The 25,162-nt window shown below is 42.8% G+C and carries 22 protein-coding genes; 14 read left to right on the top strand and 8 right to left on the bottom strand.

The annotated features are described in order from the left end of the window. Nucleotides 1–10: 10 nt before the first annotated feature. From KDW99_RS10880 to KDW99_RS10870, 3 genes are all read left to right on the top strand, one after another. The gene (locus KDW99_RS10880) at nt 11–397 is read left to right on the top strand and encodes a tautomerase family protein (protein ID WP_255824783.1); all 387 of its coding nucleotides are present in this window, start codon (nt 11–13) and stop codon (nt 395–397) included. Between the two features lie 86 nt (nt 398–483). Then, complete coding sequence (locus KDW99_RS10875; protein ID WP_255824782.1) at nt 484–852, top strand: hypothetical protein; 369 nt, start codon at nt 484–486, stop codon at nt 850–852. Nucleotides 853–991: 139 nt separating this feature from the next. Then, nucleotides 992–1,567 (top strand): YdeI/OmpD-associated family protein, encoded by a 576-nt coding sequence (locus tag KDW99_RS10870; protein WP_255824780.1) that lies wholly within the window; start codon nt 992–994, stop codon nt 1,565–1,567. A 134-nt stretch (nt 1,568–1,701) separates the two neighbouring features. Here KDW99_RS10870 and KDW99_RS10865 read toward each other — a convergent pair whose 3' ends face one another. Then, the gene (locus KDW99_RS10865; RefSeq protein ID WP_113917703.1) at nt 1,702–1,878 is read right to left on the bottom strand and encodes a DUF1328 domain-containing protein; all 177 of its coding nucleotides are present in this window, start codon (nt 1,876–1,878) and stop codon (nt 1,702–1,704) included. A gap of 401 nt (nt 1,879–2,279) precedes the next feature. On the opposite strand from KDW99_RS10865, the gene KDW99_RS10860 reads away from it, so the two are divergent. From KDW99_RS10860 to KDW99_RS10820, 9 genes are all read left to right on the top strand, one after another. Next, nucleotides 2,280–3,149, top strand: coding sequence for a 2Fe-2S iron-sulfur cluster-binding protein (locus KDW99_RS10860; protein ID WP_255824776.1), 870 nt, complete (start codon nt 2,280–2,282; stop codon nt 3,147–3,149). A 50-nt stretch (nt 3,150–3,199) separates the two neighbouring features. Further along, the gene (gene sbcD, locus KDW99_RS10855) at nt 3,200–4,477 is read left to right on the top strand and encodes an exonuclease subunit SbcD (RefSeq protein WP_255824775.1); all 1,278 of its coding nucleotides are present in this window, start codon (nt 3,200–3,202) and stop codon (nt 4,475–4,477) included. Further along, nucleotides 4,474–8,202, top strand: a complete 3,729-nt coding sequence (locus KDW99_RS10850; RefSeq protein ID WP_255824774.1) for an AAA family ATPase — start codon at nt 4,474–4,476, stop codon at nt 8,200–8,202. Before sbcD ends, KDW99_RS10850 begins: the two co-directional genes overlap by 4 nt. A gap of 316 nt (nt 8,203–8,518) precedes the next feature. Continuing rightward, nucleotides 8,519–9,244 carry a septum site-determining protein MinC gene (gene minC / locus KDW99_RS10845; RefSeq protein ID WP_255824772.1) on the top strand — a complete coding sequence of 242 codons (726 nt, stop codon included), beginning with the start codon at nt 8,519–8,521 and terminating at the stop codon, nt 9,242–9,244. A 61-nt stretch (nt 9,245–9,305) separates the two neighbouring features. Continuing rightward, nucleotides 9,306–10,115, top strand: a complete 810-nt coding sequence (minD, locus tag KDW99_RS10840) for a septum site-determining protein MinD (RefSeq protein WP_255824770.1) — start codon at nt 9,306–9,308, stop codon at nt 10,113–10,115. A 1-nt stretch (nt 10,116) separates the two neighbouring features. Continuing rightward, nucleotides 10,117–10,374, top strand: coding sequence for a cell division topological specificity factor MinE (gene minE / locus KDW99_RS10835; protein ID WP_110572897.1), 258 nt, complete (start codon nt 10,117–10,119; stop codon nt 10,372–10,374). Nucleotides 10,375–10,563: 189 nt separating this feature from the next. Next, nucleotides 10,564–11,742 carry a cytochrome-c peroxidase gene (locus KDW99_RS10830; RefSeq protein WP_255824766.1) on the top strand — a complete coding sequence of 393 codons (1,179 nt, stop codon included), beginning with the start codon at nt 10,564–10,566 and terminating at the stop codon, nt 11,740–11,742. A gap of 176 nt (nt 11,743–11,918) precedes the next feature. Next, on the top strand, nt 11,919–13,391 hold the full coding sequence (locus tag KDW99_RS10825) for a transporter substrate-binding domain-containing diguanylate cyclase (RefSeq protein WP_255824764.1): 1,473 nt from the start codon (nt 11,919–11,921) through the stop codon (nt 13,389–13,391). Between the two features lie 125 nt (nt 13,392–13,516). Beyond that, on the top strand, nt 13,517–14,569 hold the full coding sequence (locus tag KDW99_RS10820; RefSeq protein WP_255824762.1) for an aldo/keto reductase: 1,053 nt from the start codon (nt 13,517–13,519) through the stop codon (nt 14,567–14,569). 165 nt (nt 14,570–14,734) lie between these two features. Here KDW99_RS10820 and fusA read toward each other — a convergent pair whose 3' ends face one another. The 5 genes from fusA to KDW99_RS10795 all read right to left on the bottom strand — a co-directional run bounded on the left by fusA (nt 14,735) and on the right by KDW99_RS10795 (nt 21,142). Further along, nucleotides 14,735–16,825: an elongation factor G gene (gene fusA / locus KDW99_RS10815; protein WP_255824760.1), complete on the bottom strand. Its 2,091-nt coding sequence runs from the start codon at nt 16,823–16,825 to the stop codon at nt 14,735–14,737. Nucleotides 16,826–17,009: 184 nt separating this feature from the next. Further along, the gene (locus KDW99_RS10810; protein WP_255824758.1) at nt 17,010–18,179 is read right to left on the bottom strand and encodes a cation:proton antiporter domain-containing protein; all 1,170 of its coding nucleotides are present in this window, start codon (nt 18,177–18,179) and stop codon (nt 17,010–17,012) included. A 49-nt stretch (nt 18,180–18,228) separates the two neighbouring features. Next, nucleotides 18,229–18,897 (bottom strand): TIGR04211 family SH3 domain-containing protein, encoded by a 669-nt coding sequence (locus KDW99_RS10805; RefSeq protein WP_255824756.1) that lies wholly within the window; start codon nt 18,895–18,897, stop codon nt 18,229–18,231. A gap of 123 nt (nt 18,898–19,020) precedes the next feature. Then, on the bottom strand, nt 19,021–19,497 hold the full coding sequence (locus tag KDW99_RS10800; protein ID WP_255824754.1) for a DUF934 domain-containing protein: 477 nt from the start codon (nt 19,495–19,497) through the stop codon (nt 19,021–19,023). Beyond that, complete coding sequence (locus tag KDW99_RS10795; RefSeq protein ID WP_255824752.1) at nt 19,481–21,142, bottom strand: nitrite/sulfite reductase; 1,662 nt, start codon at nt 21,140–21,142, stop codon at nt 19,481–19,483. Before KDW99_RS10795 ends, KDW99_RS10800 begins: the two co-directional genes overlap by 17 nt. Before the next feature lie 249 nt (nt 21,143–21,391). On the opposite strand from KDW99_RS10795, the gene nfuA reads away from it, so the two are divergent. Further along, nucleotides 21,392–21,973, top strand: a complete 582-nt coding sequence (nfuA, locus tag KDW99_RS10790; protein ID WP_255824750.1) for a Fe-S biogenesis protein NfuA — start codon at nt 21,392–21,394, stop codon at nt 21,971–21,973. 97 nt (nt 21,974–22,070) lie between these two features. On the opposite strand, the gene KDW99_RS10785 is transcribed toward nfuA, so the two are convergent. Beyond that, nucleotides 22,071–23,147, bottom strand: a complete 1,077-nt coding sequence (locus KDW99_RS10785) for a 3-deoxy-7-phosphoheptulonate synthase (protein WP_255824748.1) — start codon at nt 23,145–23,147, stop codon at nt 22,071–22,073. 96 nt (nt 23,148–23,243) lie between these two features. Beyond that, complete coding sequence (locus KDW99_RS10780; RefSeq protein ID WP_255824746.1) at nt 23,244–24,005, bottom strand: sulfite exporter TauE/SafE family protein; 762 nt, start codon at nt 24,003–24,005, stop codon at nt 23,244–23,246. A 108-nt stretch (nt 24,006–24,113) separates the two neighbouring features. Here KDW99_RS10780 and cysB point away from each other — a divergent pair, with 108 nt between their 5' ends. Beyond that, nucleotides 24,114–25,088 (top strand): HTH-type transcriptional regulator CysB, encoded by a 975-nt coding sequence (cysB, locus tag KDW99_RS10775; protein WP_255824744.1) that lies wholly within the window; start codon nt 24,114–24,116, stop codon nt 25,086–25,088. The last annotated feature ends 74 nt before the right edge of the window (nt 25,089–25,162 follow it).

The following is a 25,162-nucleotide window of genomic DNA, read 5'->3' as shown; positions in this document are numbered from 1 at the left end:
AGGAATTATCATGATCGTTGTATATGGAATAAAAGAAAAACTAAATCCAATAAAGTCAAAGTTGTCGGATGTCATTCACGGTTGCATGCAATCAGTTCTTGGTATGCCGGAGGATAAACGTGCCCATCGGTTCGTACCTTTAGAGCGCGATGACTTCTATTATCCGGGAGGTAGAAGTGATGCTTACACTGTGATCGAAATAAATATGATGGCAGGGCGTAAGCCGGAAACTCAGAAGGATCTTATAAAGGCTCTATTTATAGAAATTGAAAGTCAGCTCGGAGTCGCGCCGGTTGATGTCGAAATCACAATCAAGGAACAGCAACCCTATCAGTGGGGGTTCAGAGGTATTACGGGTGATGAGGCCAATGATCTTAAATACAAAGTCAATGTGTAACAAGACCATTAAATTCGTTCCCTGCGGTCGCCAGACACAGGAAAGCTGTTGGCGTTCGGCACAAAAATCACAGGAATGAGTAATCAATGACCCACATGCTGACAATTATCCATCAACTTGCCTCATGGGCTTGTACTGGATTAGCTTGGATTAATGGCGCTATTCTTTTGTGGGATGGCTTTGCTAATGCAGAGTCTCGGGTCATAACTTTCGCGGTCGCACTGCTTTTTTGTGTAATCGGTGGTATTGCTTTCGGGGTGGAAAGAAGTTTGAGTCAAATTTACCTGTGTTCCGACAAGACTTCCGGAGGGCTAGTGAAATCAAAATCTTCCCGTGCTTGGACAATACTCTACGTGTGTCTTATTTTCGGAGCACTTCTCACGGGTGTGGTAATGGGAGCTGGCTTAGTCGCGATCATCGGAAGGTTGCAAAATGGATTGCATATCTTCGGATGAGCACTAATGCAGATGTACTCGTTGCCCGAAATAGTCCAACAAGGAAAATGCCGAGCGAATCGCTACTGTCGGACAAATTTTCCGTTATGCTTGAAATTTACCGCAGTGCGCGGCGTTATTCCTAACTGAGTCTATTGTGATGCCTGAACCAAATTCCTTAAAAATCATGTCATTTGAAACACCGAGCGATCTCGATGAGTGGCTTAGGGTGAATCACGCTATTGAAAGTGAGTTGTGGGTAAAGATATTTAAGAAAAATTCTGGAATTCGGAGTGTTTCTTGGAATGATGTTGTGGTGGAGGTTTTGTGTTGGGGCTGGATTGATGGTGTGAAAAAATCACTTGATGATCAATCCTATCTTCAACGAATAACACCACGATCAGCACGAAGTATTTGGTCTAAAAGAAACACGGAGCATGTTGAGCGTTTGATAAGCGAAGGCCGAATGAAGGAGTCTGGATTTGTGCATGTGCGAGCAGCGAAAGCTGACGGTCGTTGGGAAAACGCCTATGTAGTGAGTCAAATGGAAGTGCCTGCAGACTTTTTAGCGGCACTGGAAGGTCAGCCGAGGGTAAAACTCTTTTTTGATACGCTTAATAAATCGAGTCGTGATGTGATCGCTTACGGCTTAACGAGTGCGAAGAAACCTGAAACTAGGCAGCGGCGATTTGAAAAGTTCTTAGACATGCTTATCAGAGAAGAAAAACCGACTTAGTCTCTATGACATTAAAAAGATCTTAGTAAGGCGATCAAATTCTTCGAATTGGTAACGGGTGAGGTAAGTAATAGAAAAAGGGCGCATGCCCCTTTTCTATAAATTGAATAAAAATAAGTGTCTGCGAGCCAATGTTAAAGCTTAGGCCCTTTGCCTCTGATTGCTCTGGATACAAGTGAAATCACCAATAATACTACGAAAATAAAGAAGATGATTTTTGCAATTCCCGCCGCGGCACCAGCAATACCTGTAAAGCCTAGCACCCCTGCAATAAGGGCGATGATTAACAATAATACAGTCCAGCCTAACATTTCGTTCTCCTTGTCTTAGTAAATGATACTTATCGAAAGTTGACGATATTTTCAAAGCTCATAACTCATAATCAACGGTTAAAAACATAGCAAGCTTGGAGTTATAAAGCCAACCAACTGGTCAGGATTGGTTCAATAAGTCACAAAGTTGATACTTTGCTAACATAATCGAGTTAAGTGATTGGCTTTAAGGGGGCAGGGAGTTGCATAAAATACTTAAGCCCTTTTGGCATGATGCGGGAAGTTTCGTTTTGCGCAGTTAAGAATCACCAATTATAAAATCGAAGGCTAATGAGCTTGTTCTTATAGTAACTAAATGGGATTTTTCTACGATTGAGTGTCACACAAGAGAGGTAGTTAGGCAGAATATGTCATAATAGCCAGATCAAAGATGAGGTTGGATGATGGATTCACAGGCGCTGACGATAGAATTGGATGATGAGCAGTTTGAGGCAGTTTTGGGTGACAACTTATTGTCGTCGCTACTATCTCAGGGTGCGGATGTTCGTTACGGTTGTCGCGCTGGCGCTTGTGGTGCGTGTCGTCTTTATGATGCGAGCAATTGCGAGTCGATTCTTTCCTGCCAAACTACCCTTGCTTCGTCTATGTCATTAACCCAGCAAACACCGGCTGAGTCTTCTACTTTTTCTGTGCTAAGTAATGTTTCCCTTAATGATGATTCTATTGAGCTTGTGTTGTTAGGGCCAAGTGATGATTCTTTTGGCGACCGTGTTTTTGTGTCCTTACCATTTAAAGAAACAGGTGAAGAAGCGAATTTTGAGCACGCTCATTTTTATGAGTGTATGGCTTTAAATCCAGCGGGTGCGCCTTTGAAACTGGTGTTGCAAAAAGCGGAGTTAAACGAAAAGGATTGGTTGCGAGCCTTGGCGCTTTCAGCTGAGGATCAGGTAGCTGTTCAGTTATCGACGGGCGTTAGGAAAGGGCGTTTGTTGTTTGAAATGGACATTGCAGACGCGCCTGTTGTGGTGATTTCTTCTCCTGGAAATGCCATGTTCGAATCTTATTGGCGTGAGGCTTTGTTGGACTTTACGCCAAACTTTGTTGGGCATTTTACTCTGTTTGATAATACTGACCTGACACTTAGCTTAGCCGACGATGCGCTGATTGTTTTTCTGCAAGAGGCACTGAGGAGCTCTGGCGGTACTTCTTTACAACTTATTTATCATGGACAAAGCGTGTCGGCGAAAGATTGGGCGATGTTATTACGTCCGTTAAGGATCCATCCGAATCAGTTGCATTTTGTTCGGTAACTTGGCCTTTTTATTTTTATGCTTATTTTTATATTCAACGGATTCAATAAATGAAAATTCTACACACTTCTGACTGGCATCTTGGTCAGCATTTTATGGGGAAATCCCGCCGTGATGAGCACAAAGCCTTTATCGATTGGTTATTGGCGCTGGTGGATAAAGAATCTATCGATGCGGTGATTATTGCTGGTGATGTATTCGATACGGGTTCACCACCAAGCTACGCGCGCGAAATGTATCATCAGTTGGTATTAGACATGAAGGCGCGCCAATGTCAGTTGGTGATCGTCGCGGGGAATCACGATTCGGTCAGTATGCTAAATGAATCCAAGAGCTTGTTGACCTATCTCGATACTCAAGTCTCGAGCCAAGCTAACCTAGAAGATATCGATTCTCATGTTATTCCGCTAAAAGACAAAACGGGTGATATTGCCGCCTGGATATGTGCTGTGCCGTATTTACGCCCGAAAGACGTGATGCAAAGCGTCGCTGGGCAATCTGAACAAGATAAGAAGCTCGGTTTGCTGCAAATGATCGGTGATTTTTACCAGCGAGTGTTTGACGCTGCGTGCGAGAAAAACAAAGCATTGAAAACGGCGGTGCCGATTATTGGCACTGGGCATTTAACGGCAGTAGGTGGCCAAGTAAGCGAGTCTGTTCGTGATCTTTATGTGGGCACTTTGGAAGCCTTACCGACGTCGGTGTTCCCGGCATTTGATTATTTAGCCCTTGGGCATATTCATCGTGCTCAACCGATTAGTAAAAGTGGGCGATTCCGTTACAGCGGTTCACCGATTCCGTTGAGTTTTGATGAGCTTGGCCGTGACAAAACCCTGGTGATATTTGATACCAATTTGCTAGGTGAGGATACGTTTGTTGAAGATTTGTTTGCCGAGCCTGTGGACCCTGTTCAGTTGGTAACGATTCCGAATTTTCAGCCGATGGCGAGTTTGAAGGGCAACTTGAAAGAAGTGATTAAACAGATCACGGCTTTGGAATTAGCAGAAGACAAAACCCTTTGGTTGGAAGTCACTGTGATTGCCGATGAGTATTTGAGTGATGTCCATAAGCGCTTGCTGGAAGTTATTGAAGGCAAACCGATTGAGTTACTGCGAGTGATGCGTCGCAGTGCGATAGAGAAAAAGAACGAAGGTTTTGAGGCGCGCAAAACCTTGTCGGAATTAACGGTTGGTGATGTATTCGAGCAGAGTCTTAAATCGAATTTAGAACTGGACGAAGACGAGTCTAAAACTCTGACCGAGCTTTTTAATACTTGCTTGGTAGAGTTGGAAGAGCATCAGCAAGATGGCGAGGAGAAGCAATCATGAAAATTTGCAAACTGCGCCTGAAGAATTTGAACTCCCTAAAAGGCGAATGGGAAATTGATTTTACCAAAGAGCCATTTGACGACGCTGGTGTGTTTGCCATTGTCGGGCCGACGGGAGCGGGTAAGTCGACCTTGTTGGATGCGATTTGTTTGGCTTTGTATCACGAAACGCCGCGCCTGAAAGTGTCACCAAGTCAGAACGATGTGATGACGCGTCATACGTCGGAATGTTTGGCGGAAGTCGAGTTTGAAATAAAAGGCAAAGGCTATCGCGCTTTCTGGGGGCAGCGACGCGCTCGAGGTCAGAGCGATGGTAAGTTGCAACCGATGACTTGCGAACTTTGTGAGCGTGACGGCACCATCATTACCACTAAGATAAATGAAAAAATCGATAAGATAGCCGACATCACTGGTTTGGATTTTTCGCGTTTTACCAAGTCTATGTTGCTGGCTCAAGGTGGCTTTTCGGCGTTTTTGAATGCGTCAGCCAATGACAGGGCAGAGTTATTAGAAGAGCTAACCGGCACAGAAATTTACGGTGACGTGTCGAAGTGGGTGTTTGATAAACACAAGCTTGAGAAGCAAGCCATAGCGTCGCTCGAGAAGTTTAATGAGCAGACTCAGTTATTATCAGATGACGCTTTTTCTGAGCTAAAGCTGACCGAGTCGAGTTTTGAGTCTAATGAAAAAGCCAATGCCGACGCGTTAAAGCAACATCAAGCGATATTGGAGTGGCGACGTACTGAGAAGAAACTGCAAGAGCAAGTGGCTCAATATCAGCAACAATTCGATGATGCGACGCAAGCGCTAGCGGATTTTGCACCTCAGCAACGACAGCTTGAACAAGCTCTCACAGCACAGGTTTTACAGCCAGATTATGACAAACAGCAAGGTTTACAATCACGTTTGGATCAGAATCAGGCGGATGTTAGTCAATACTCTGAAATGCATCAAGCACAGCTTAAGCAAAGCCAGATATTGACTGATTCCGTTGAGCAAGCGAAAGAAAAGTTAGCCCGTGCGCGAGCTGATTTGGAAACCTTGAATAACAAAATCAATGATGAAATTCAGCCTATCTTGTCCCGCCAAGAAAGTGTGAAGGCTCAGCATCAGGATAGCCTTGCTCGACTTAAGCAAGCGACAGAAAAAGTCGATAATCAGCAGGCGCAACTAAAAGACGTGTCTGAAAAACAGGCGGGTATTGATAAAGCCTGTGACGAAAGCAAAGCCATTTTAAGCCGCTGGACATCGCCAGAAAAAATTGAAAATCAGTTGGCTAGTTGGCAGCATCAGGCGCAAATCATAGAAACGAATACTCACGCTATTGCCGAACTTGAGATCAGTATCGATCAAGATACCAAAAATTATGATGCTGCTCGCTCTGCTCATGGAAGCAATCAAGCTAAGTTAGAGCATGAACAAGCCAGCATAGAAGAGCGTCAGCAAGCATTGCAGAGCACGGTTCATGATTACATGGCGTTATCATCGCAGCGTGAATATGCCGATTGGCAGAAAGGTTATCATCAAACTGAACGTGCTCAGTATAATGCGCAATCACTCTGGAAACAGTTTCATCAATATCAAGATCAACAGTTGCAATTGTCCGAGCTGGACGAGAATCTGAATACAATGGCAAGCCGTATTCAGCAACAGCAAAGCCAGCTAGAGCAACAAAGGCAAACCTACAAAAACAAGCTTCGTCATCAAAAATCGATTGAAAAACTTGCCGAGGCGGAGCGTCATATTGTGGCGTTAACCCATTTACGTAATGAGTTAGGTGAACATGATGATTGTCCGTTGTGTGGTTCAGCAGAGCACAATCTTGCTAATGCTTTGTACCAAGCAGATTCTGGTAGCCAAGAAGAGTTTCTTCTATTAGGCAAAGAATTAGACGGTCTGAAAGGCCAGGGTATGCAGTTGGCGGCAGACTTGGAATCCATGCAGCGCGAATTAACATCTGCTCAAACGCGACGTCAGCAATTGATCGATGGCTTACTGGCAACCGAAAATGATCTGAAAGAATGGCTGACGTCGTTGAATCAGGATCAAGGTTTTAACCTGTCTGATAAAGAACAAGTCTCTGCTCTGGTTCAACATGTAGAGCAAGATTGGCTGGCGCTGCAAAACATAGCACCTAAACTTGAAGCCTTGCACCAGTCTCGTTTGGCTTTAGAGACTGAGTTGCAGAACCTAGTTGTTCAGCACCAAACAACACAGCAGCAGGTTTCGCAAGATCAGAATCAATGTCAATTATTGTGGCAAACCTTAGAGACTCATCAAAAAAATCTTGTTAGTAAGAAGGATGAGCAAGAAAAAATCACTGCGAATTTACGCCATGATATGCAGCAATCGGGTGTGCCAGACAGCTATTTTGATTTGTCTTTGGTTGATGCGTTGACCCAGTTACAAGAGGCCATGAAGCAATGGCGCGACAGCAAAGCCGGTTACGATGCTTTGTTGCAGCAGCGTGAGCAGTTTAGTTATGAAAGTAAAAATTTAGAAAATACGCTAAAAGAGAGTCAGCAACTACGCGACGATGCGCAAGCCAAAGTGTATGAGTTAGATGCGGGCTTAGCTGACATTACTAAACAGCTGTATAACTTGCTAGGTGATAAGAGTGTTGGTGAGCTTCGTCAAGAAGCGCAATCTTTAGCTGATCGCGCTCATCAAGAGCTGGAAAAAGTTGAAGCGGAGCGGCAGCAGCTTGCTCAAGCTTTGGCGTCCAGCAAGGCGTCGCTAGATGCACTTAATAAGACGCGTCTAGTTTTGGCAGAAGAATATGATGCTGCGCTTGCTCATTGGCAACAATCACTGACAGAGAAAGGCTTTGAGGGTGAAGCTGCTTGGCTGCAAGCAAGCTTATCCGCAGAAGAAATGGCTCAGCACCAAGCAACACTTAAGCATCTTCAAGAGGCTGTTTCTAAGCTACAAACATTATTTAATCAATCTCAAGAATCTTTAGCTAAGCATATTGAAAGAAAGTCTGAACTTGTCGCTCTTGAAGGGAAAGAATCAGGTAGTGCGGAGTTTGACGCCATTTCTCTTGATGCACTAGAAGAAAAATACACTCAGCTCGATACAGAGCGCCAAGCGTTGCATCGCCAGTGGGGCGTTATTAGTCAACAGATTCAAGAAGAAACACAGCGTAGGGAGCAAGTGGCGAAATCTAAGGAAGCACTAGAGGCGCGTCGAGGGGCTTTCATACATTTGGAGCGTTTGAATCATCTGATCGGTTCGGCAGATGGTGCCAAGTTCCGCCGCTTTGCGCAAAGTTTAACCTTGGATCATTTGGTCTATTTAGCTAATCAGCATTTGGACATTTTGCATCGTCGTTATCAATTAATGCGTAACGAAGATGCTTTGTCTTTGCTTGTGGTGGATACTTGGCAAGCAAATGCCTCGCGAGATACTAAGACGCTGTCTGGCGGTGAATCTTTCTTAGTGAGTTTGGCATTGGCATTGGCATTGTCTGATTTGGTTTCCCATAAAACCAGTATTGATTCTTTGTTCTTGGATGAAGGCTTTGGCACCTTGGATAGCGAGACATTGGAGTCTGCTCTTGATGCTTTGGATAATTTGCATTCTTCCGGTAAGACCATTGGTATCATCAGTCATATTAGTGCGTTAAAAGAGCGTATTCCGGTTCAGATTAAGCTCACTAAACAAAGCGGTTTGGGTGTTAGTCGACTTTCTTCTGAATTTGCTGTGCATTCGCCGGAGGAGTGAGGTGAATGTCGGGTTATTTTCTGGGCTTTCATGGTGCAAAAGTTTTCCCCAGATTTATGGGAACAAGTATGTAAGTAAGTTGTAAAATATTAATTAAATCAAATGCTTAATCTTACGTTCATTATTGTTCATTTTGCGTTATTCTTAGCACTACAAGAGAGCAGCGGGAACCATTGAGCGAATGTAAAGACATTGTAGAGGTGTCTTTCTTTAATCATCCAGCTTGATAGAATAGATTTTTAACGCTGATGGTGAAATTTCAGTGCGGCTTTTTAGTGTTTTGAGCCATTTAAGTTTTTAAAAAAGGAAAGTTTGCATGACAGACTCAGGCTTCCGGCTAAAAGGAAGCGTTGTTACGACGGTTTTATTAGAAATTCAAACTTTTTCACTAGATGACATTGTGTTTCATTTAAAAGAGAAGATTGATCAGGTTCCGCATTTTTTTAATCAGGCGCCGATCATTATCGATATTTCGAAGATGAAGCGTGGTATCAGGTTAGAAGAATTTGAAGAGCTGATTCAGTCGGTCAGTGCCCTTGGGCTTGGTGTGATTGGTTGGCGATGTGATCCTGAAGAATTGCCTGTCTGGAATGCTTCGGTAACCATTCCTTTATTACCTGCCAGCAAAGCAAGACCAATCAATGCATCTCCAGTCATTAAGGATGATACTAGCCCAGATGTAGTAGTGAAGACTGTTGTTGAAGAGCGCTTAGTGCCTCAGTCGACCAAAGTTATTAGCAAGCCAATTCGTTCTGGTCAGCAAGTGTACTCTGAAGGTGACTTGATTATTCTCAATCAGGTTAGTGCTGGTGCTGAGGTATTAGCAGATGGCAATATTCATGTCTATGGTGCTTTGCGGGGGCGTGCGTTGGCTGGCGTGAAAGGTGATGTAGACGCTAGAATTTTTTGTAAAAGCATGGAGGCGGAATTGGTTTCCATTGCTGGTAATTTTATGTTGAGTGATGCGCTGCAAAATATCGTTTGGAAAGACAGCGCGCAAGTGTTATTAGTTGACGATAGCTTAGAAATCGTACCGCTTTAAAATTTATTATTCATTTGATTTGTTAGATAAGCTTAATTTGAGTTTATCGGGGGATATAGCATTGGCAAAAATTATAGTAGTCACCTCAGGCAAGGGTGGTGTCGGTAAGACAACATCCAGTGCTGCTATTGGGACTGGTATTGCGTTAAAAGGTCATAAAACGGTTATTATTGATTTCGATGTTGGCTTACGTAATCTAGACTTGATTATGGGTTGTGAGCGTCGCGTGGTTTATGATTTTGTAAATGTCATTAATAAAGAGGCTTCTTTGTCTCAGGCTTTGATTAAAGACAAGCGCACAAAAGAGTTATTCATTTTGCCAGCATCTCAAACGCGTGACAAAGATGCGCTGACGATTGAAGGTGTTCAAGAAGTTCTTGAAGAGCTGGCGAAAGAGTTTGAATATATTATTTGCGATTCACCAGCCGGTATTGAAAAGGGCGCTCAGATGGCCCTTTATTTTGCTGATGCGGCTATTGTAGTAACTAACCCTGAAGTATCTTCGGTACGAGATTCTGATCGTATTTTAGGGATCTTGCAAAGTAAGTCTAAGCGAGCTGAGGAAGGTAAAGCGCCGATTGAGGAGCATCTTCTTTTAACTCGTTATCACCCTGGACGTGTTGCGTCTGGTGAGATGTTAAGTGTCTCTGATGTTGAGGATATCTTGGCGATTCCTCTGCTTGGGGTTATTCCTGAGTCTGAGGCGGTGTTGAAAGCATCGAACCAAGGTACTCCCGTGATTCTGGATACGGAATCTGAGGCTGGTTTGGCTTACATGGATGCCGTTGATCGTTTGATGGGTGAGGAGCGTCCATTGCGCTTCTTAGAGATTCAGAAGAAAGGCTTTATCAAGCGTTTGTTAGGGGGTTAGAGTGGGAATTTTCGATTATTTTAAAAGTAAAAGTGCTCCTAGCTCAGCTTCTGTAGCAAAGGATCGTTTGCAGATTATTGTTGCTCATGAGCGCAGCAAACGCCATCAACCTGATTATTTGCCGCAGATGCAGCAAGAAATTATTGATGTGATTCGTAAGTATGTGAATATTGGCAGCGAAGATGTGCAGATACAGTTGGATAATACGGATGACTGTTCTGTGTTGGAGTTGAATGTTACTTTACCAGAGCAAAATTAGTGTAAAGATAACTGCTGCTAATTTTGGTTATTGATTAAACGCCAAACAAGATCGTAAATTTGTCTTGTTTGGCGTTTTTTTATGCTTAATTCAATCAGTTTGCTCAGTGTTGTTTTACTCAAGTTTTCGTGGGTGTATTATTTATGTCACTTCTTTTTTGATTAAACATTTTCCATAAGAGTAAAGTTGATGCTGCGTTTTTCCCTTGGTGTGGTGGCTATTTCAGTTCTGCTTTGTGCCTGTAGCGAACCTAAACAGGTCGTTTCTCAAGCTAAGCCTACACATTCCACTGCTGAGCTTCCGATTGCGATGACAGACCCTAAGGCAATGTTAGGTGCACAGCTTTTTTTTGATACTAACCTGTCTAAAGAGCGTAATCAGTCTTGTGGTACTTGCCATGATATAGCGAACGGCTTTGTTGATAAAAGGCGAGATGCGCTATTTGGCGCCGTGTCATTGGGCAGTGACCGTTTATCTATGGGAAGTCGCAATACGCCGACAGCCGCCTACGCGGCATTCTCACCCGCATTTCATCGTATGTCTAATGGCGAGTATCGCGGTGGTCAGTTTTTGGATGGCCGTGCATCGGGGTTAGCCCAACAGGCAGAAGGGCCATTCTTAAATCCTTTGGAAATGGCTTTGCCTGACGGCGCGGCAGTTGTGAATCGAGTTAGAGAAAACGAGCGTTATGAAAGCTTGTTCAATTCAATATATGGGCAAGATGTTTTAAATGATCCTATGAAGGGTTATGCCGCAATTACTGACTCTATTGCCTCGTTCGAAAAAACGGCTATGTTTATGCCATTTGATTCCAAATATGATCGAGCTCTGCGTGGCGAGATAGCGTTAACGCCACAAGAGGAGTTGGGCAAAACTTTGTTCTTTTCACAACAATTTACTAATTGTAATGCTTGCCATCAGTTAAGTTCGTCTCCGCTAAACGACCAAGAAACCTTTACGAATTACGAATACCGTAATATTGGTGTTCCTGCTAATCCTGATGTTTTGCATCAAAATGGCAGAAGGGATCTGGGCTTGTTGGACAACCCAACTATTGATGATGAGAAACAAGCTGGCAAGTTTAAAGTGCCTTCTTTACGTAATGTTGCTGTGACAGGACCGTATATGCATAACGGCGTGTTTACTGATCTTCGTACCGTGGTGCTTTTTTACGACAAATACAATAACCCTAGTCGTACGGAGAATCCTGAAACAGGTAAGGCTTGGGCGGAACCTGAGGTGTCAGAAAATATAGATTTGGAGAATCTGCAAAAAGGTCCTGCTTTACCAGATCGAAGAGTGGATGCCATTGTTGCTTTTTTGAAAACTCTAACGGATCAGCGCTATGAATACTTGTTGGAGGAATAAGTTAGATTGTTGATATATTTGTTATAAGTCGGTCGTTGTATTTTGTTTGGTCTTTCTGGGATGGTCAATGTCAGGTCATTGAATTACTATAGAATATGGTTTTTTTAAATGCTCCTAACTTAATCTTGGGCTGCAAATGTTTTGTGCATAGGGATGTTATGAAGAGAAATGCATTTTTGACTAGAAGCTTTTTCGGTGGTTTGTATCTGCTTCTATTCGGCGCGGCTGACATCTTGTATGGCAAAGATATATTTACGGCTGAGGAACGTCTCTGGTTGGATCAACATCCTGTTATTCGCTTTGCGCCTGCGCCAAATTACCCTCCAGTTGAGTTTTTTGATGAGAATAATGAATACCAAGGTATTACCGCTGATTTTATTAAAATAATCGATCAGCAATCTGACTTGGGGTTGAAGCTTGAAATTGTACAGCTTGCCAGTTGGGATAAAGTGGTATCTGAAGGGCGCTCCCGAGGAGTGGATATGTGGGGAGCCGCTGAAAAAACCGAAGAACGTAGTAGGTTTATGCTGTTTACTCGACCTTATATTCGCTTGCCGGAGATAATTATTGTTCGTAATGAGTTTGCCGGAGAGGGAATGGAGGCGCTCAAAGGCAAGAAAGTAATTGGTATAAAAAATTACGCATCCTATGAGTATTTGTTAGAAAATTTCCCAGAATTAAATACGTTAGCAGTCTCGGATATAGAAGTCGGGCTGCGGATGGTATCTTATGGGTCGGCGGATGCTATTGTCGCAACCAACGCGGCTGCTATTTACTACATTGAAAAAAATGGTCTTACTAACCTTAAGGTAGTGGGTGAGTCAGGCTTTGAATGGAATTTACGTTTCGCAGTAAGGGATGATTGGGCTCCGTTGTTGTCTATTATGCAAAAAAGCTTAGACAGTATTACAGCGCAGCAGAAACGGGATATATATCGTTATTGGATAAATTTAGATTCATCAGAAGGCTGGAGTTTCGCTAAGGACTACATGTTTATCGCCACTGGTGGCGGTGTGCTAGTCATTGTGTTGATCCTATTTGGTTGGGGGTTTCGAAAAAGAGCTGAAATCAAAATGCAGCGATTAACACAACGAATTGAAGAGCAAAAAAAATTAGAAGAAGAGCTAAGAAATCTGGCTACTACCGATGAGTTGACTGGTACCTATAATCGTCGTGCTATTTTGGATATGGCGCAAAATGCGTATCAAAAGTGTATTGATGAAGGGCAGCCTTTTAGTGTGTTGTTGATTGATATTGATCATTTTAAGCAAGTAAATGATCAATATGGTCATGAAGTAGGCGACAGGGTGATCAAGGCGATTGTAAATGTCTGTAGCGATATATTGAGGGTTAAGAATGTCGGGCATATCGGTCGTATAGGAGGTGAAGAATTTGTGGTTATCCTTCCTATGATAGATAAAATAGAAGCGCACGCTGTGGCTGAGAAGTTACGGAAGTACGTCGAGAAAGAGCCTATCCAATGTGTAGAAAATACTTTGTACTGTGCAACTGTTAGTGTCGGTTTAGCTTCTCTAGACCGCACTGAAAAATTTGATGAGTTGTTAAATAGGGCTGATATGGCTATGTATCAGGCTAAGAACACGGGTCGTAATCGTGTTTCCATTTGTCGAGAAATTATTGCTGGCTAATCATTGCTTGGCTAGTTAGGTTTGGTGAATTGTATTTATCTAATATCGCTCGATATTGGTTCTTTGGTTGCCGCTTTAATGTATCGTCTAGTGATTATCTTGTTAGTAAATATGGAGAGTTTTGAATGAAATATAGTAAGTTGGGGCGAACTGGTTTGTCTGTTTCGCGAGTATGTTTAGGTACTATGACTTGGGGCACTCAAAACAATCAAGCCGATGCTGATGTACAAATTGAGTACGCTTTAGCAAATGGCGTGAATTTCATTGATACGGCAGAAATGTATTCTGTACCACCGACACCAGAGTCTTACGGTAAAACAGAGACTATCATTGGTGATTGGCTTTCTCGTAACCCAGAACGACGTAAAGAATTTGTTCTTGCGACTAAAATTGCAGGTCCAGGTCTAAAATATGTGCGTGATGGTAGTAATATTTCAGGTAAAACCGTGATTGAGGCGGTTGATGCTTCTCTAAAACGTTTGCAAACCGATTATATTGACCTTTACCAGCTTCATTGGCCTAACCGTTCAACACCTCACTTTGCGAAGCATTTCCCAGGTGTTATTAGTTTTACGAATGTTGACCGTGATGATCAGTCTGCTCAGATTTTAGATATTCTTCAGGGCTTAGATGCTTGCATTAAAGCGGGTAAGATTCGTCACTTTGGTTTGTCGGATGATACGACCTGGGGGATTAATGAGTTTATTCGCCTTAGTGAAAAGCATGGTTTACCGCGCGTCGCTTCTATTCAAAACGAATTTAGTTTGCTGCATACAAAAGATTGGCCATATTTGGTTGAGAATTGCGTGCATGAAGATGTTGCGTACTTACCATGGTCGCCTTTGGCAGCGGGTGCTTTAACGGGAAAATATCTCGGTGGCGCTCGCCCTGAAGGGAGTCGTTGGACTTATTCTCAGCGTAACGGTATTTTCCGTGATACGCCTTTGGTTGAAAAAGCTGTTGCTGCTTATATGAAAGTTGCCAAGAAGTATGGCTTTACACCGGCTCAGCTTGCGTTAGCGTGGTGTGACCAAGTGGACGGTGTTGGTTCAACTATCATTGGTGCAACGTCTCTTGAACAGCTAAAAGAAGATATGGCTGCATTTGATATGACACTGTCTGAAGAGGCGTTGAAAGACGTCATGGCGGTATTCAAAGAGTATCCAGTGCCGTTCTAATTGGGCTTAAAGATACTTGGTTTGATAATGAAAAAAGCGCTTAGGCGCTTTTTTTATTTCTTTAGGTCTAGGTTTTAGAAAAAGTTGTGGGCTTTATTTTGGCCAATAAAAAACCCGATACACATTGTGTATCGGGTTTTTTTAGAGATTAGAAAAAACTATGAATTAGTTCTTTTCTCTTTCACGCTTGTCTTTAACGGCAGCGATAACAGTTTCAGCTACGTTAGAAGGACATGGTAGGTAGTGAGAGAACTCCATAGAGAACTGACCACGACCAGAAGTCATTGTACGTAGAGTACTGATGTAACCAAACATTTCAGATAGAGGAACGTCAGCTTTGATGCGAACACCAGTCAAACCTTTCTCTTGGTCTTTGATCATGCCGCGACGACGGTTCAAGTCACCGATAACATCACCAACGTGGTCATCTGGAGTGAACACGTCAACTTTCATGATTGGTTCGATCAATTGTGGACCAGCTTTTGGAATTGACTGACGGAAAGCGCCTTTAGCAGCGATTTCGAAGGCAATTGCAGAAGAGTCAACTGCGTGGAACCCACCGTCGAACAATTCAATTTCAACGTCTAGTACTGGGAAGCCAGCTAGAACGCCTTGCTCCATCATAGACTTGAAGCCTTTTTCTACAGCTGGGAAGAACTCTTTTGGTACGTTACCACCCACAACAGAAGAAGAGAATTTGAAGCCAGAGCCCACTTCACCTGGTTTGATGCGGTAGTCGATTTTACCGAACTGACCAGAACCACCAGATTGTTTCTTGTGCGTGTAAGTGTCTTCAACAGGCTTAGTGATCGTTTCACGGTAAGCAACCTGTGGTTGACCAACAATCAGATCTACACCGTAAGTACGCTTCAAGATATCAACTTTGATGTCTAGGTGAAGCTCACCCATACCTTTAAGGATAGTTTCACCAGAGTCTACGTCAGTTTCAACGCGGAAAGTTGGATCTTCTGCAACCATTTTACCAATAGCGATACCCATTTTCTCGTTACCACCTTTATCTTTTGGTGTAACAGAGATAGAGATAACTGGCTCAGGGAAAACCATTGCTTCAAGAGTACAAGGGTGCTTAGGATCACAAAGAGTGTGACCAGTTTGTACGTTTTTCATACCAACGATTGCTAGGATATCACCTGCTTGCGCTGTGCTGATTTCTTTACGGTCGTCAGCTTGCATTTCTACCATGCGGCCTACACGTTCAGTTTTGCCCGTGAAGCTGTTAAGGATAGTGTCGCCTTTGTTTAGTACGCCAGAGTAGATACGTACGAAAGTAAGAGCGCCGAAACGGTCATCCATGATTTTAAATGCAAGTGCTTTTAATGGCTCTTTAGCATCAACGATTGCTTTCTCGCCATTTGGATTACCTTCTTCATCTGTAAGATCCTGAGGGATTACGTCAGTTGGGCTTGGTAGGTAATCAACAACAGCATCAAGAAGAAGCTGCATGCCTTTGTTTTTGAAAGCAGAACCACAGTATGTTGGGAAGAACGCAAGATCACGAGTACCTTTACGGATACAAGTTTTTAGGTCGTCAATAGATGGCTCTTCGCCGTCCATGTACGCCATCATTAGGTCGTCATCTTGTTCAACTGCTGTTTCGATTAGTTTTTCACGGTATTCTTCAACTTGATCAACCATGTCAGCAGGAACATCTTCAATGCTGTAGTTTTCTGGCTGGCCAGAATCATCCCAGATGTAAGCTTTACGAGAAAGAAGATCTACAACACCAGAGAACTCGTCTTCAGTACCGATAGGTAGAACCATGATTAATGGTGTCGCGCCTAGTACTTTTTTAACTTGTTCAGTTACACGGTAGAAGCTTGCACCTAGACGGTCTAGCTTGTTTACGAAGATCAAACGTGCAACTTCAGATTCGTTCGCATAACGCCAGTTAGTTTCTGATTGTGGTTCAACACCACCAGAACCACAGAATACACCAATACCACCGTCAAGAACTTTAAGAGAACGATATACTTCTACTGTGAAGTCAACGTGTCCAGGTGTGTCGATAACGTTAAAACGGTGATCTTTCCAGAAACAAGTTACAGCCGCAGACTGGATGGTAATACCGCGCTCAGCTTCCTGTTCCATGAAGTCTGTTGTAGATTCACCTTCGTGAACTTCACCAAGCTTGTGGATCATACCGGTAAGTTTAAGAATACGTTCTGTAGTAGTAGTTTTGCCCGCGTCAACGTGAGCAAAAATACCGATGTTTCTGTATTTTGATAAGTCAGCCATTACATTACTCTAAATAAGTGAGGACGAAATTTGCGCGTTAGTATACAAGACTTTTTGCATTTGTAGTCAGGTATTTCGCGCTATTCTATTATATTTTATGTGACTAAAGAAAGAGGCAATAGAAAAGCATTTTATAAATGTAGTAGAAGTTCTTTTGTTAACCTGTAAAAACAGCCAAATTCTTCTAGTCTCGACGCAATTTATCTGAAATAGCAATAGGATTTGGGAAGTTCAAAATGACAATGTAAGTGGATAATGCAAAGCTCAAGATGGCCGTTGCCTGTATTACATGTGAAGCTTCTTCGCCAATTAGTCCTATGTTGGCAGCTAGATAGGCAATCAAGAGCGAAAATTCACTTACTTGGCCCAAGCGAAAGCCAACCTCCCAAGATGTGCTCGCGTCTTCTTTTATGCCTTTCAGTAAGTAGCGAAAAACAACAGGTTTGATAAGCATTGAGCTGATGGCCAGAAGTAAAGCGGGAATAATTACGATGCCAAGTAGGTCAAGATTAAAGCTGGCGCCAATAGTAAAGAAAAATAGAATTAAGAAAAAATCTCGCAGAGGTTTTAGGTGGGTTGCTATGTACTGGGAGATCGGGCTGGTTGCTAATGCAACGCCGGCTATAAAAGCACCCATTTCAGCAGATAGGCCTGCAGTCTCAGCAAGTACCGCCATGGATAGACACCAACCTATCGATACTAGGAAAATGTATTCATGGAAACGATCAAACCGAGTGATGAGTTTTAATAGAATATATTTTACAAATAAAAAGGCTCCAGCGACCAAAAGAGGCAGGCCGACTAGGGGCTTTAGGTATTGCATGGCGCCATTGTCTTCAGTGCCAGACATGCTATACAAAACCAGTAACACGCTGATTGCAATCATATCTTGTAATAGAAGCAAGCCAACCACAAGTTCACCTGTGTGCTTGTGATGCAATACCGTAGTTGGAAGTAATTTAATACAAACGATCGTGCTTGAAAACATCATAGCAATGCCGATGATTAAACTTTCAATGCTGCTATAGCCGCATAATATGGCAACGCCATAACCTAGTGCTGCAAATACAGCAGAGCTGAGTAGGGCAATCCAAGAGGCTTTTTTGAGCATGTTTATTAAATGACTTGGCTGCATGTCTAAGCCAAGCAAGAAAAGTAAGAAGATGATACCTATGTGGCTCATCTCATCCATTAGTTTGGGTTCATTGATTAGAGATAGAGCGGAAGGGCCAAATAATACACCAAGGGCAATATAGGCGATAATCATTGGTTGCTTAGTGTATAAAGCTATGGAGGCAACGACAGCGGCTCCTGCAAATATTAAAAAGAAGGAGTGTACTATCGATGCTTCCATTAATTATCCTTTATACATTTACAAACTCATGTTAATCGAAGCCCTCGACTTAAGACCAAGAACCTGTGCTGCTCTTTTTGCGCCGTAACATGGGTAGTAGTATGCCAAGTAATAAGCCGCCAAAAAGGGTAGCTCCTCCGATCATAAACCATTTTTGCTCTGTGGTGTCTTGCAGTTTTTCTGCTTGCGCGATAGCTGTGCTTGCTTGTTGTTTAAGAGTTGCTATCTGATAACTGACATCCTTATTTTGAGAGACGATGGCTTGTGCTTTTTCTGATAACTCTGCCGCATCCTGAAGCTGCTGCTTTAGTGAGTCATTTTCGCCTTGAAGGTTGGAATTTGTTTCGTTTAATTCTTGAATTTTTTGCTGGCTAACCTTTAAGGTGTTTGCAAGTTCCGTTCTGCTCTCTGTATTTCTACTAAGGCGAGTTTGCAATACCTCTAACTGATCTCTTGTTACCATGTCTTCACTGAGGAAATAATCTGCAACCCAGCCTTCGTTACCACTAGGAGTGCGAACTTTAGTATAGCCATCATTTTGCTCTAAAACTTCAACCGGAGTTCCGCTTTTTAAGCCTCTTTCTACTGCTCTAGTGCTGTTATCGAGTCCTTCTCGGATGGCGACAAATTGGATGTCAGAAATGTACACTGTCGCAGAATGCGCAGTGGCAGAAAGTAGTGCGCCAACAATTAGGCCTGTAATGCGTTTTTTAGACACGTTTAGTTCCTTTAACAATCAATCACTTTATCTGTTTAGTACGATAATCATGAGACGTCCAATACGCAATAGAAAAGGCCATCGTAATGGCCTTTTCTTGTTAGTTTATTGAAAATGTTTTGTTTAGCGACGCAAGAATAGAGGTCTAGGGTCTGCTACGTCACCTTGGTAAGCGATTGAGAAAGGCTTGTGTAAGTCTAGCGCTTTTTCTAGATCGACTTCCTCGCTGAATTGGAAACTGTTGAATCCAACGCGCAAAAGATAGCCTAATTGGTCTGGAATAAAGTGACCAAGTGCTCGTATTTCGCCTTGGTAATTTAATCTTTCTCTTAATAGGCGAGCGTAGGAAAAACCTCTGCCATCAGTGAAAGCTGGAAAATGCACACCAATAACATCAAACTGACTTAAGTCCACATCTTGCAGGAACTCAACGCCATCACCAGCTTCAAGCCAAATACCAGCAACATTGCCAATGGTCTCTTTTTCGGATAACCATTTTTGGGCTGCCACAATACTGTCTTGCGTAACGGTTTGTTCAGCATCTTGTAGCCAGTTATAAGTATTGTCGACTATTTCGCCGTTTTTAATTAGCTTTGGCATAAGCGGCCTCTTTAAATGGTGTGATGCCAACGCGGCGGTAAGTGTCTATAAAACGTTCTTCTTCTGTACGATTCGCAACATAAACATCCATCAGCTTTTGAATAACGCTGCTGATTTCTTCTTGAGCAAATGATGGGCCGAGAATCTTACCAATGCTCGCATCGTGGCCTGAGGCGCCACCGATAGAGATTTGATAGAACTCTTCTCCTTTTTTGTCTACACCTAGAATACCGATATTACCAACATGGTGATGACCGCACGCGTTCATGCAGCCTGAAATATTTAAATCAATATTTCCAAGGTCATAGAGGTAGTCAAGATCATTAAATGTTTCTTGAATTTGTGCGGCAATCGGAATGGATTTTGCGTTAGCTAACGCACAGAAATCTCCACCAGGGCAGCAAATCATGTCAGTCAATAAGCCAAGAGTTGGTGTGGCAAAGCCCGCTTCTTTTGCAGCTTCCCATAAATTAACTAGTTCCTCTTGACGAACATCAGCAAGTACTAGATTTTGTTCGTGGCTTACTCGTAATTCGCCAAAACTAAATTGGTCGGCTAGGTTAGCGGCTTTATGCATTTGTTCAGCAGTAGCGTCGCCAGGTGCTTGACCGGCTTTTTTAAGTGTTAGCGTTACAATGCGGTAGCCCGCTTTTTTGTGCTCGAACGTGTTACGTTCAAACCAGCGAGCAAATCCTGCACTTTCAGCTAGCTTGCTAGTTAAGTTCGCTGGGTTGTTTTCTAACGCGTCATAATTAGGTTCGCTAAAGAAGCCTTGTAAACGTTCGAATTCACTCATTGGAACTGTGCTTTCTTTGCCTTTCAAGTGAGCCCATTCCGCGTCAACTCGGCTACGAAACTCTTCTATACCCAGTGCTTTAACCAGTATTTTAATTCGAGCTTTGTATTTATTGTCGCGACGACCTTGCTGGTTGTACACGCGAATAATCGCATCTAAGTAGGTAAGTAGGTCTACTCGTGGAATGAATTCGCTAATGGTTACGCCCACCATTGGGGTACGGCCTAGACCACCACCAACAATGACTTTAAAACCAATTTCGCCAGCTTCGTTCTTTTTGATGTGCAAGCCAATATCGTGTACTTGGGTCGCAGCACGGTCAGAAGACTCGGTGGCATTAACCGCAATCTTAAATTTGCGTGGCAAGAATGCAAACTCAGGATGGAAAGTGGACCATTGGCGAATCAGTTCACAGTATGGGCGCGGATCGACTGTCTCGTCTGATATAACGCCAGCGTACTGGTCGGTTGTCGTATTGCGAATACAATTGCCGCTTGTTTGAACCGCGTGCATTTGAACTTCCGCGAGTTCTGCCAAAATATCTGGCACATCTTCTATTTTAGGCCAATTCAATTGTAGATTCTGGCGAGTGCTGAAGTGTCCGTATGATCTGTCATAACGGCAGCTGATGTCGGCAAGTTTGCGCAATTGAGCGCTAGAAAGCATTCCGTATGGGATCGCAATTCGCAACATTGGTGCGTAGCGTTGTACGTAAAGGCCGTTTTGGAGGCGCAATGGTAGAAATTCTTGTTCGCTCAATTCTTGATTTAAATAGCGGCGTGTTTGATCGCGAAATTGTGCTACACGCTCTTCAACAAGCTGTTGGTCAATGGCGTCATATTGATACATAGTGAAATGAACCGTGGTTAAGAAATTTTAGTTGAGCCATGTTAGCAAATATCCTTTATTCTAAAAATGAATATTTACCTATATCTTTAGTGGTTTTCATAATAAGGCTTATTCGGAATTTATTTAATCTTAAAAGCAGCAAAAGAAAGAGGAAAAATACCCTACTTTTTTACTTGGTCTTTGGCTTTGTTCGTCATCTGCTGTAATATAAACACCATTAATCGTTGTGTAGATTTTGAAAGGGTTATTATGAATATTACAATTACTGATGGTGCCCAAGAATATCTTTCTTCTTTGCTAGAAAAACAAGGTGTAGAAGGTATTGCTGTGCGAATTTTTATCCAGCAGCCAGGTACGCCCTATGCTGAAACTTGTCTTGCTTATTGTCGTCCAGACGAGGTAAATGAGACAGATGAGATTTTGAATCTCCCAAAATTAAAAGTTTACATTGAAAAAATGTCAGTAAACTTTTTAGATGAGGCTTTTGTTGATTACGCTACCGAAAAAATGGGCGGCCAGCTGACCATTAAAGCGCCTAATGCAAAAATGCCGAAAGTCACGGCTGATAGTTCAATTGAAGATCAAATCAATTATGTTTTGTATTCTGACATCAACCCTGGCTTAGCCGCTCATGGTGGTGAAGTTAGCTTGCTTGAAGTAATTGATGGGCAAATCGCTGTGCTGAAGTTTGGCGGTGGTTGCCAAGGCTGTAGCGCTGTTGATTTGACTCTTAAAGAAGGTGTGGAAAAAACGTTGATTGAAAAAGTTCCTGCGCTTACTGGTGTGAAAGATTCAACAGATCATACTGTGACAGACAACGCTTTTATGTAGGTTTGTCTTGTAAGAAGTTTTTGTATGAAAAAAGGGGGAGTCGCTAAATTGCGACTCCCCCTTTTTTTATATAGTTTCTTGTTTAATAAAGAACTATTTATACACGCTGGCGTTTTGGAAGTACGGCACGCAAGCTGTTGGCCATTTCTGTCAACGCTTTTTCTGTCGTTTCCCAGTCAATACAAGCATCCGTAATAGATACGCCGTATTCTAGATCACTTAAGTTGGCGGGTACTTTTTGGTTGCCCCAGCCAATATTGCTTTCAATCATCAGACCCATAATAGATTGGTTGCCATCAAGGATTTGTTGAGTCGCATTTTCAGAAACGGTAATTTGGCGTTCAGGTTTCTTGCTGGAGTTTTCATGGGAGGTATCTACCATGATGTTCATTTTAAGCTTGGCTTTTGTTAGCTCTTGTTCAGCTTCGGCAACAAATTCCGCTTCGTAGTTTGGTTTTCCACCACCGCCACGTAGAACGACATGACCATAATCGTTGCCTTTGGTGTTTACAACGGTAACCTGACCTTCTTCATTAATTCCTAAGAAAGAATGTGGATGAGAGACAGATTGCATGGCGTTGATAGCAACCGTTAACCCGCCGTCTGTACCATTTTTAAAGCCAACTGGTCCAGATAGGCCTGATGCCATTTCACGGTGTGTTTGTGACTCGGTTGTGCGTGCACCAATAGCTGACCAGCTAATCAAGTCTTGGATATACTGCGGTGAAATCGGGTCCAGTGCTTCGGTTGCTAGTGGTAGGCCTAGCTCAGCAAGATCAATCAGAAGTTTTCTGCCTATACGCAGGCCTTTATTTATATCAAAAGAGCCATCTAGATTTGGGTCGTTAATAAGACCTTTCCAGCCCACGGTTGTGCGTGGTTTTTCAAAGTATGCGCGCATAATGATATATAAGGTGTCATCTAATTTTTCAGCAAGCGCTTTTAGGCGTGTTGCATAATCTAATGCGGCTTTTGGATCATGTATTGAGCATGGCCCAATTACGATAGCTAGGCGGTGATCTTTGCCATCCATGATGTTTTTTATAATATCGCGGGACTCCGCTATATGGCTGCTAACATTTTCGCTAACTGGCAGCTCTTTCTTTAATTGACTCGGCGTTACCAGAGAGGTAAAGGAGGCAATATTTAAGTCTTCAAGACGTTTGTTACTCATTGCGGGGTTTCCTGCTTTTTTGCTTTTAGTTATAGCTGTTTACAATATCGTGTTTTTCTCTTTGAATGAACCGCTTAACTGTGATTTTTCGATTTTTTAGAAGAAAAGATACTTCACGCCGAATGAGAGTAAAGCGGTTGCTAGTATCGGTTGTAAAACATGATTGGGTACATGGGTTGCGATGCGAGTACCAACATAGATTGTTGGGATCGAGCCAATCAATAGGGCGGCGAGTAATGAATAGTCAACGTTGCCTAAGAAGATGTGCCCTGTGCCTGCAACGAGCGTAAGGGGGACGGCATGAGCCAGATCCGTACCTACAATGTTTTTTGCTCTCATGGCTGGAAATAATATCATCATGATGGCCGTTCCTAATGCGCCAGCGCCGACGGAAGTAAGGGTAACTAATGTTCCTAAAATAAATCCACATAAAAAAATAATTCTAGTGCTTTGATTTTCGGATATATCGAAGCTTATTGCCTTGGTCAATTTCGCTCTGAATAGTATAACTATAGCGGTGAGAACAAGCATTATGCCTAATGTGCTGGTTAAGATTTCTTGATAATGATCGGGCTTTTCAAATTGTGACAATGCCCAAACGGTTATAAGAGAAGCGGGAATGCTACCTGCAGCCATGGCGAAAACTATTTTCCAATTTACATTGCCACGTTTAGCATGCATAACAACGCCGGTACTTTTTGCAATGCCTGCGTACATAAGGTCAGTGCCGATAGCGATGTGAGGAGGGAAGCCAAACATTAATAAAAGTGGAGTCATTAGTGAGCCACCACCAACGCCTGTGATGCCCACGGCCAAACCAACCGCTGCACCAGCACAAATGTACCAAAGAAAATCCATCAGAAAGCCATATTGAAGTTATTTAAGCTGGCAACACTAGAGGTTTTTTACTATTCTATAAAGTAATATTTTATTATGTTTTTAACTCTTTTTCGAATAAGGCCGACGATGAAATTACAGCAGCTTAGGTATATATGGGAAGTGGCACGTCATGACTTAAACGTGTCGGCCACTGCGCAAAGTTTGTATACGTCACAACCAGGCGTTAGTAAGCAGATTCGTCTTTTGGAAGATGAGCTTGGTGTTGAGGTTTTCGCGAGAAGCGGGAAGCATTTAACGCATGTGACGCCTGCGGGTGAGAAAATCATTGCTTTAGCAGGTGAGGTGCTGAGCCAGACGCAAAATATTAAGCGTGTGGCGAAGGAATTTAGTGATGAGCGTAAGGGGTCGCTGGATATAGCAACGACGCATACACAAGCTCGATATGCTTTGCCTAAAGTGATTAATCAATTTATTGAGGGTTATCCTGAAGTGAGTTTGCATATGCACCAAGGAACACCCATGCAAATTGCGGAAATGGCAAACGACGGTGTGGTGGATTTTGCTATTGCCACAGAAGCGTTGGAGTTGTTTGGTAATTTGGTGATGTTGCCTTGTTATACGTGGAACCGCTCAGTGGTTGTGCCAAAAGACCATCCATTGGCACAAGTGAAAAAACTCACTCTGCAAGCATTGGCTGAATACCCTATAGTCACTTATGTGTTTGGCTTTACAGGTCGATCTCAATTGGATCAGGCATTTCAAGATGCTGAATTGCAGCCAAATGTTGTTTTCACTGCGGCTGATTCTGATGTCATTAAGACTTACGTTCGATTGGGGCTCGGTGTTGGTATTGTTGCTTCAATGGCGCATGATGAAATGCAGGATGCCGATTTGGTTGCCCTTGATGCATCGCACTTGTTTGCGGATAGCTGTACAAAAATCGGTATTCGCAGTAATACATTTATTCGTGGCTACATGTATAAATTTATTGAATCTTTTGCGCCTCATTTAACCAAAGATGTTGTTATGGCGGCAATGGAGGCGGGTAATCGACAAGATGTTGAGGCGCTGTTTAAAGACGTTGAGTTGCCGAGGCATTAATCTCAGATTGAGGTTGGCAGCGCTTTGATAATTACAGGGCAGCGGTCAATAGAAAGTTGATAAAAAGCCGCAGC

It is taken from the genome of Marinomonas rhizomae (assembly GCF_024397855.1).
Taxonomy (GTDB): domain Bacteria; phylum Pseudomonadota; class Gammaproteobacteria; order Pseudomonadales; family Marinomonadaceae; genus Marinomonas; species Marinomonas rhizomae_A.
Note: the sequence above shows the minus strand (reverse complement) of the source record. Positions and strands in the feature narration are given on the sequence as shown.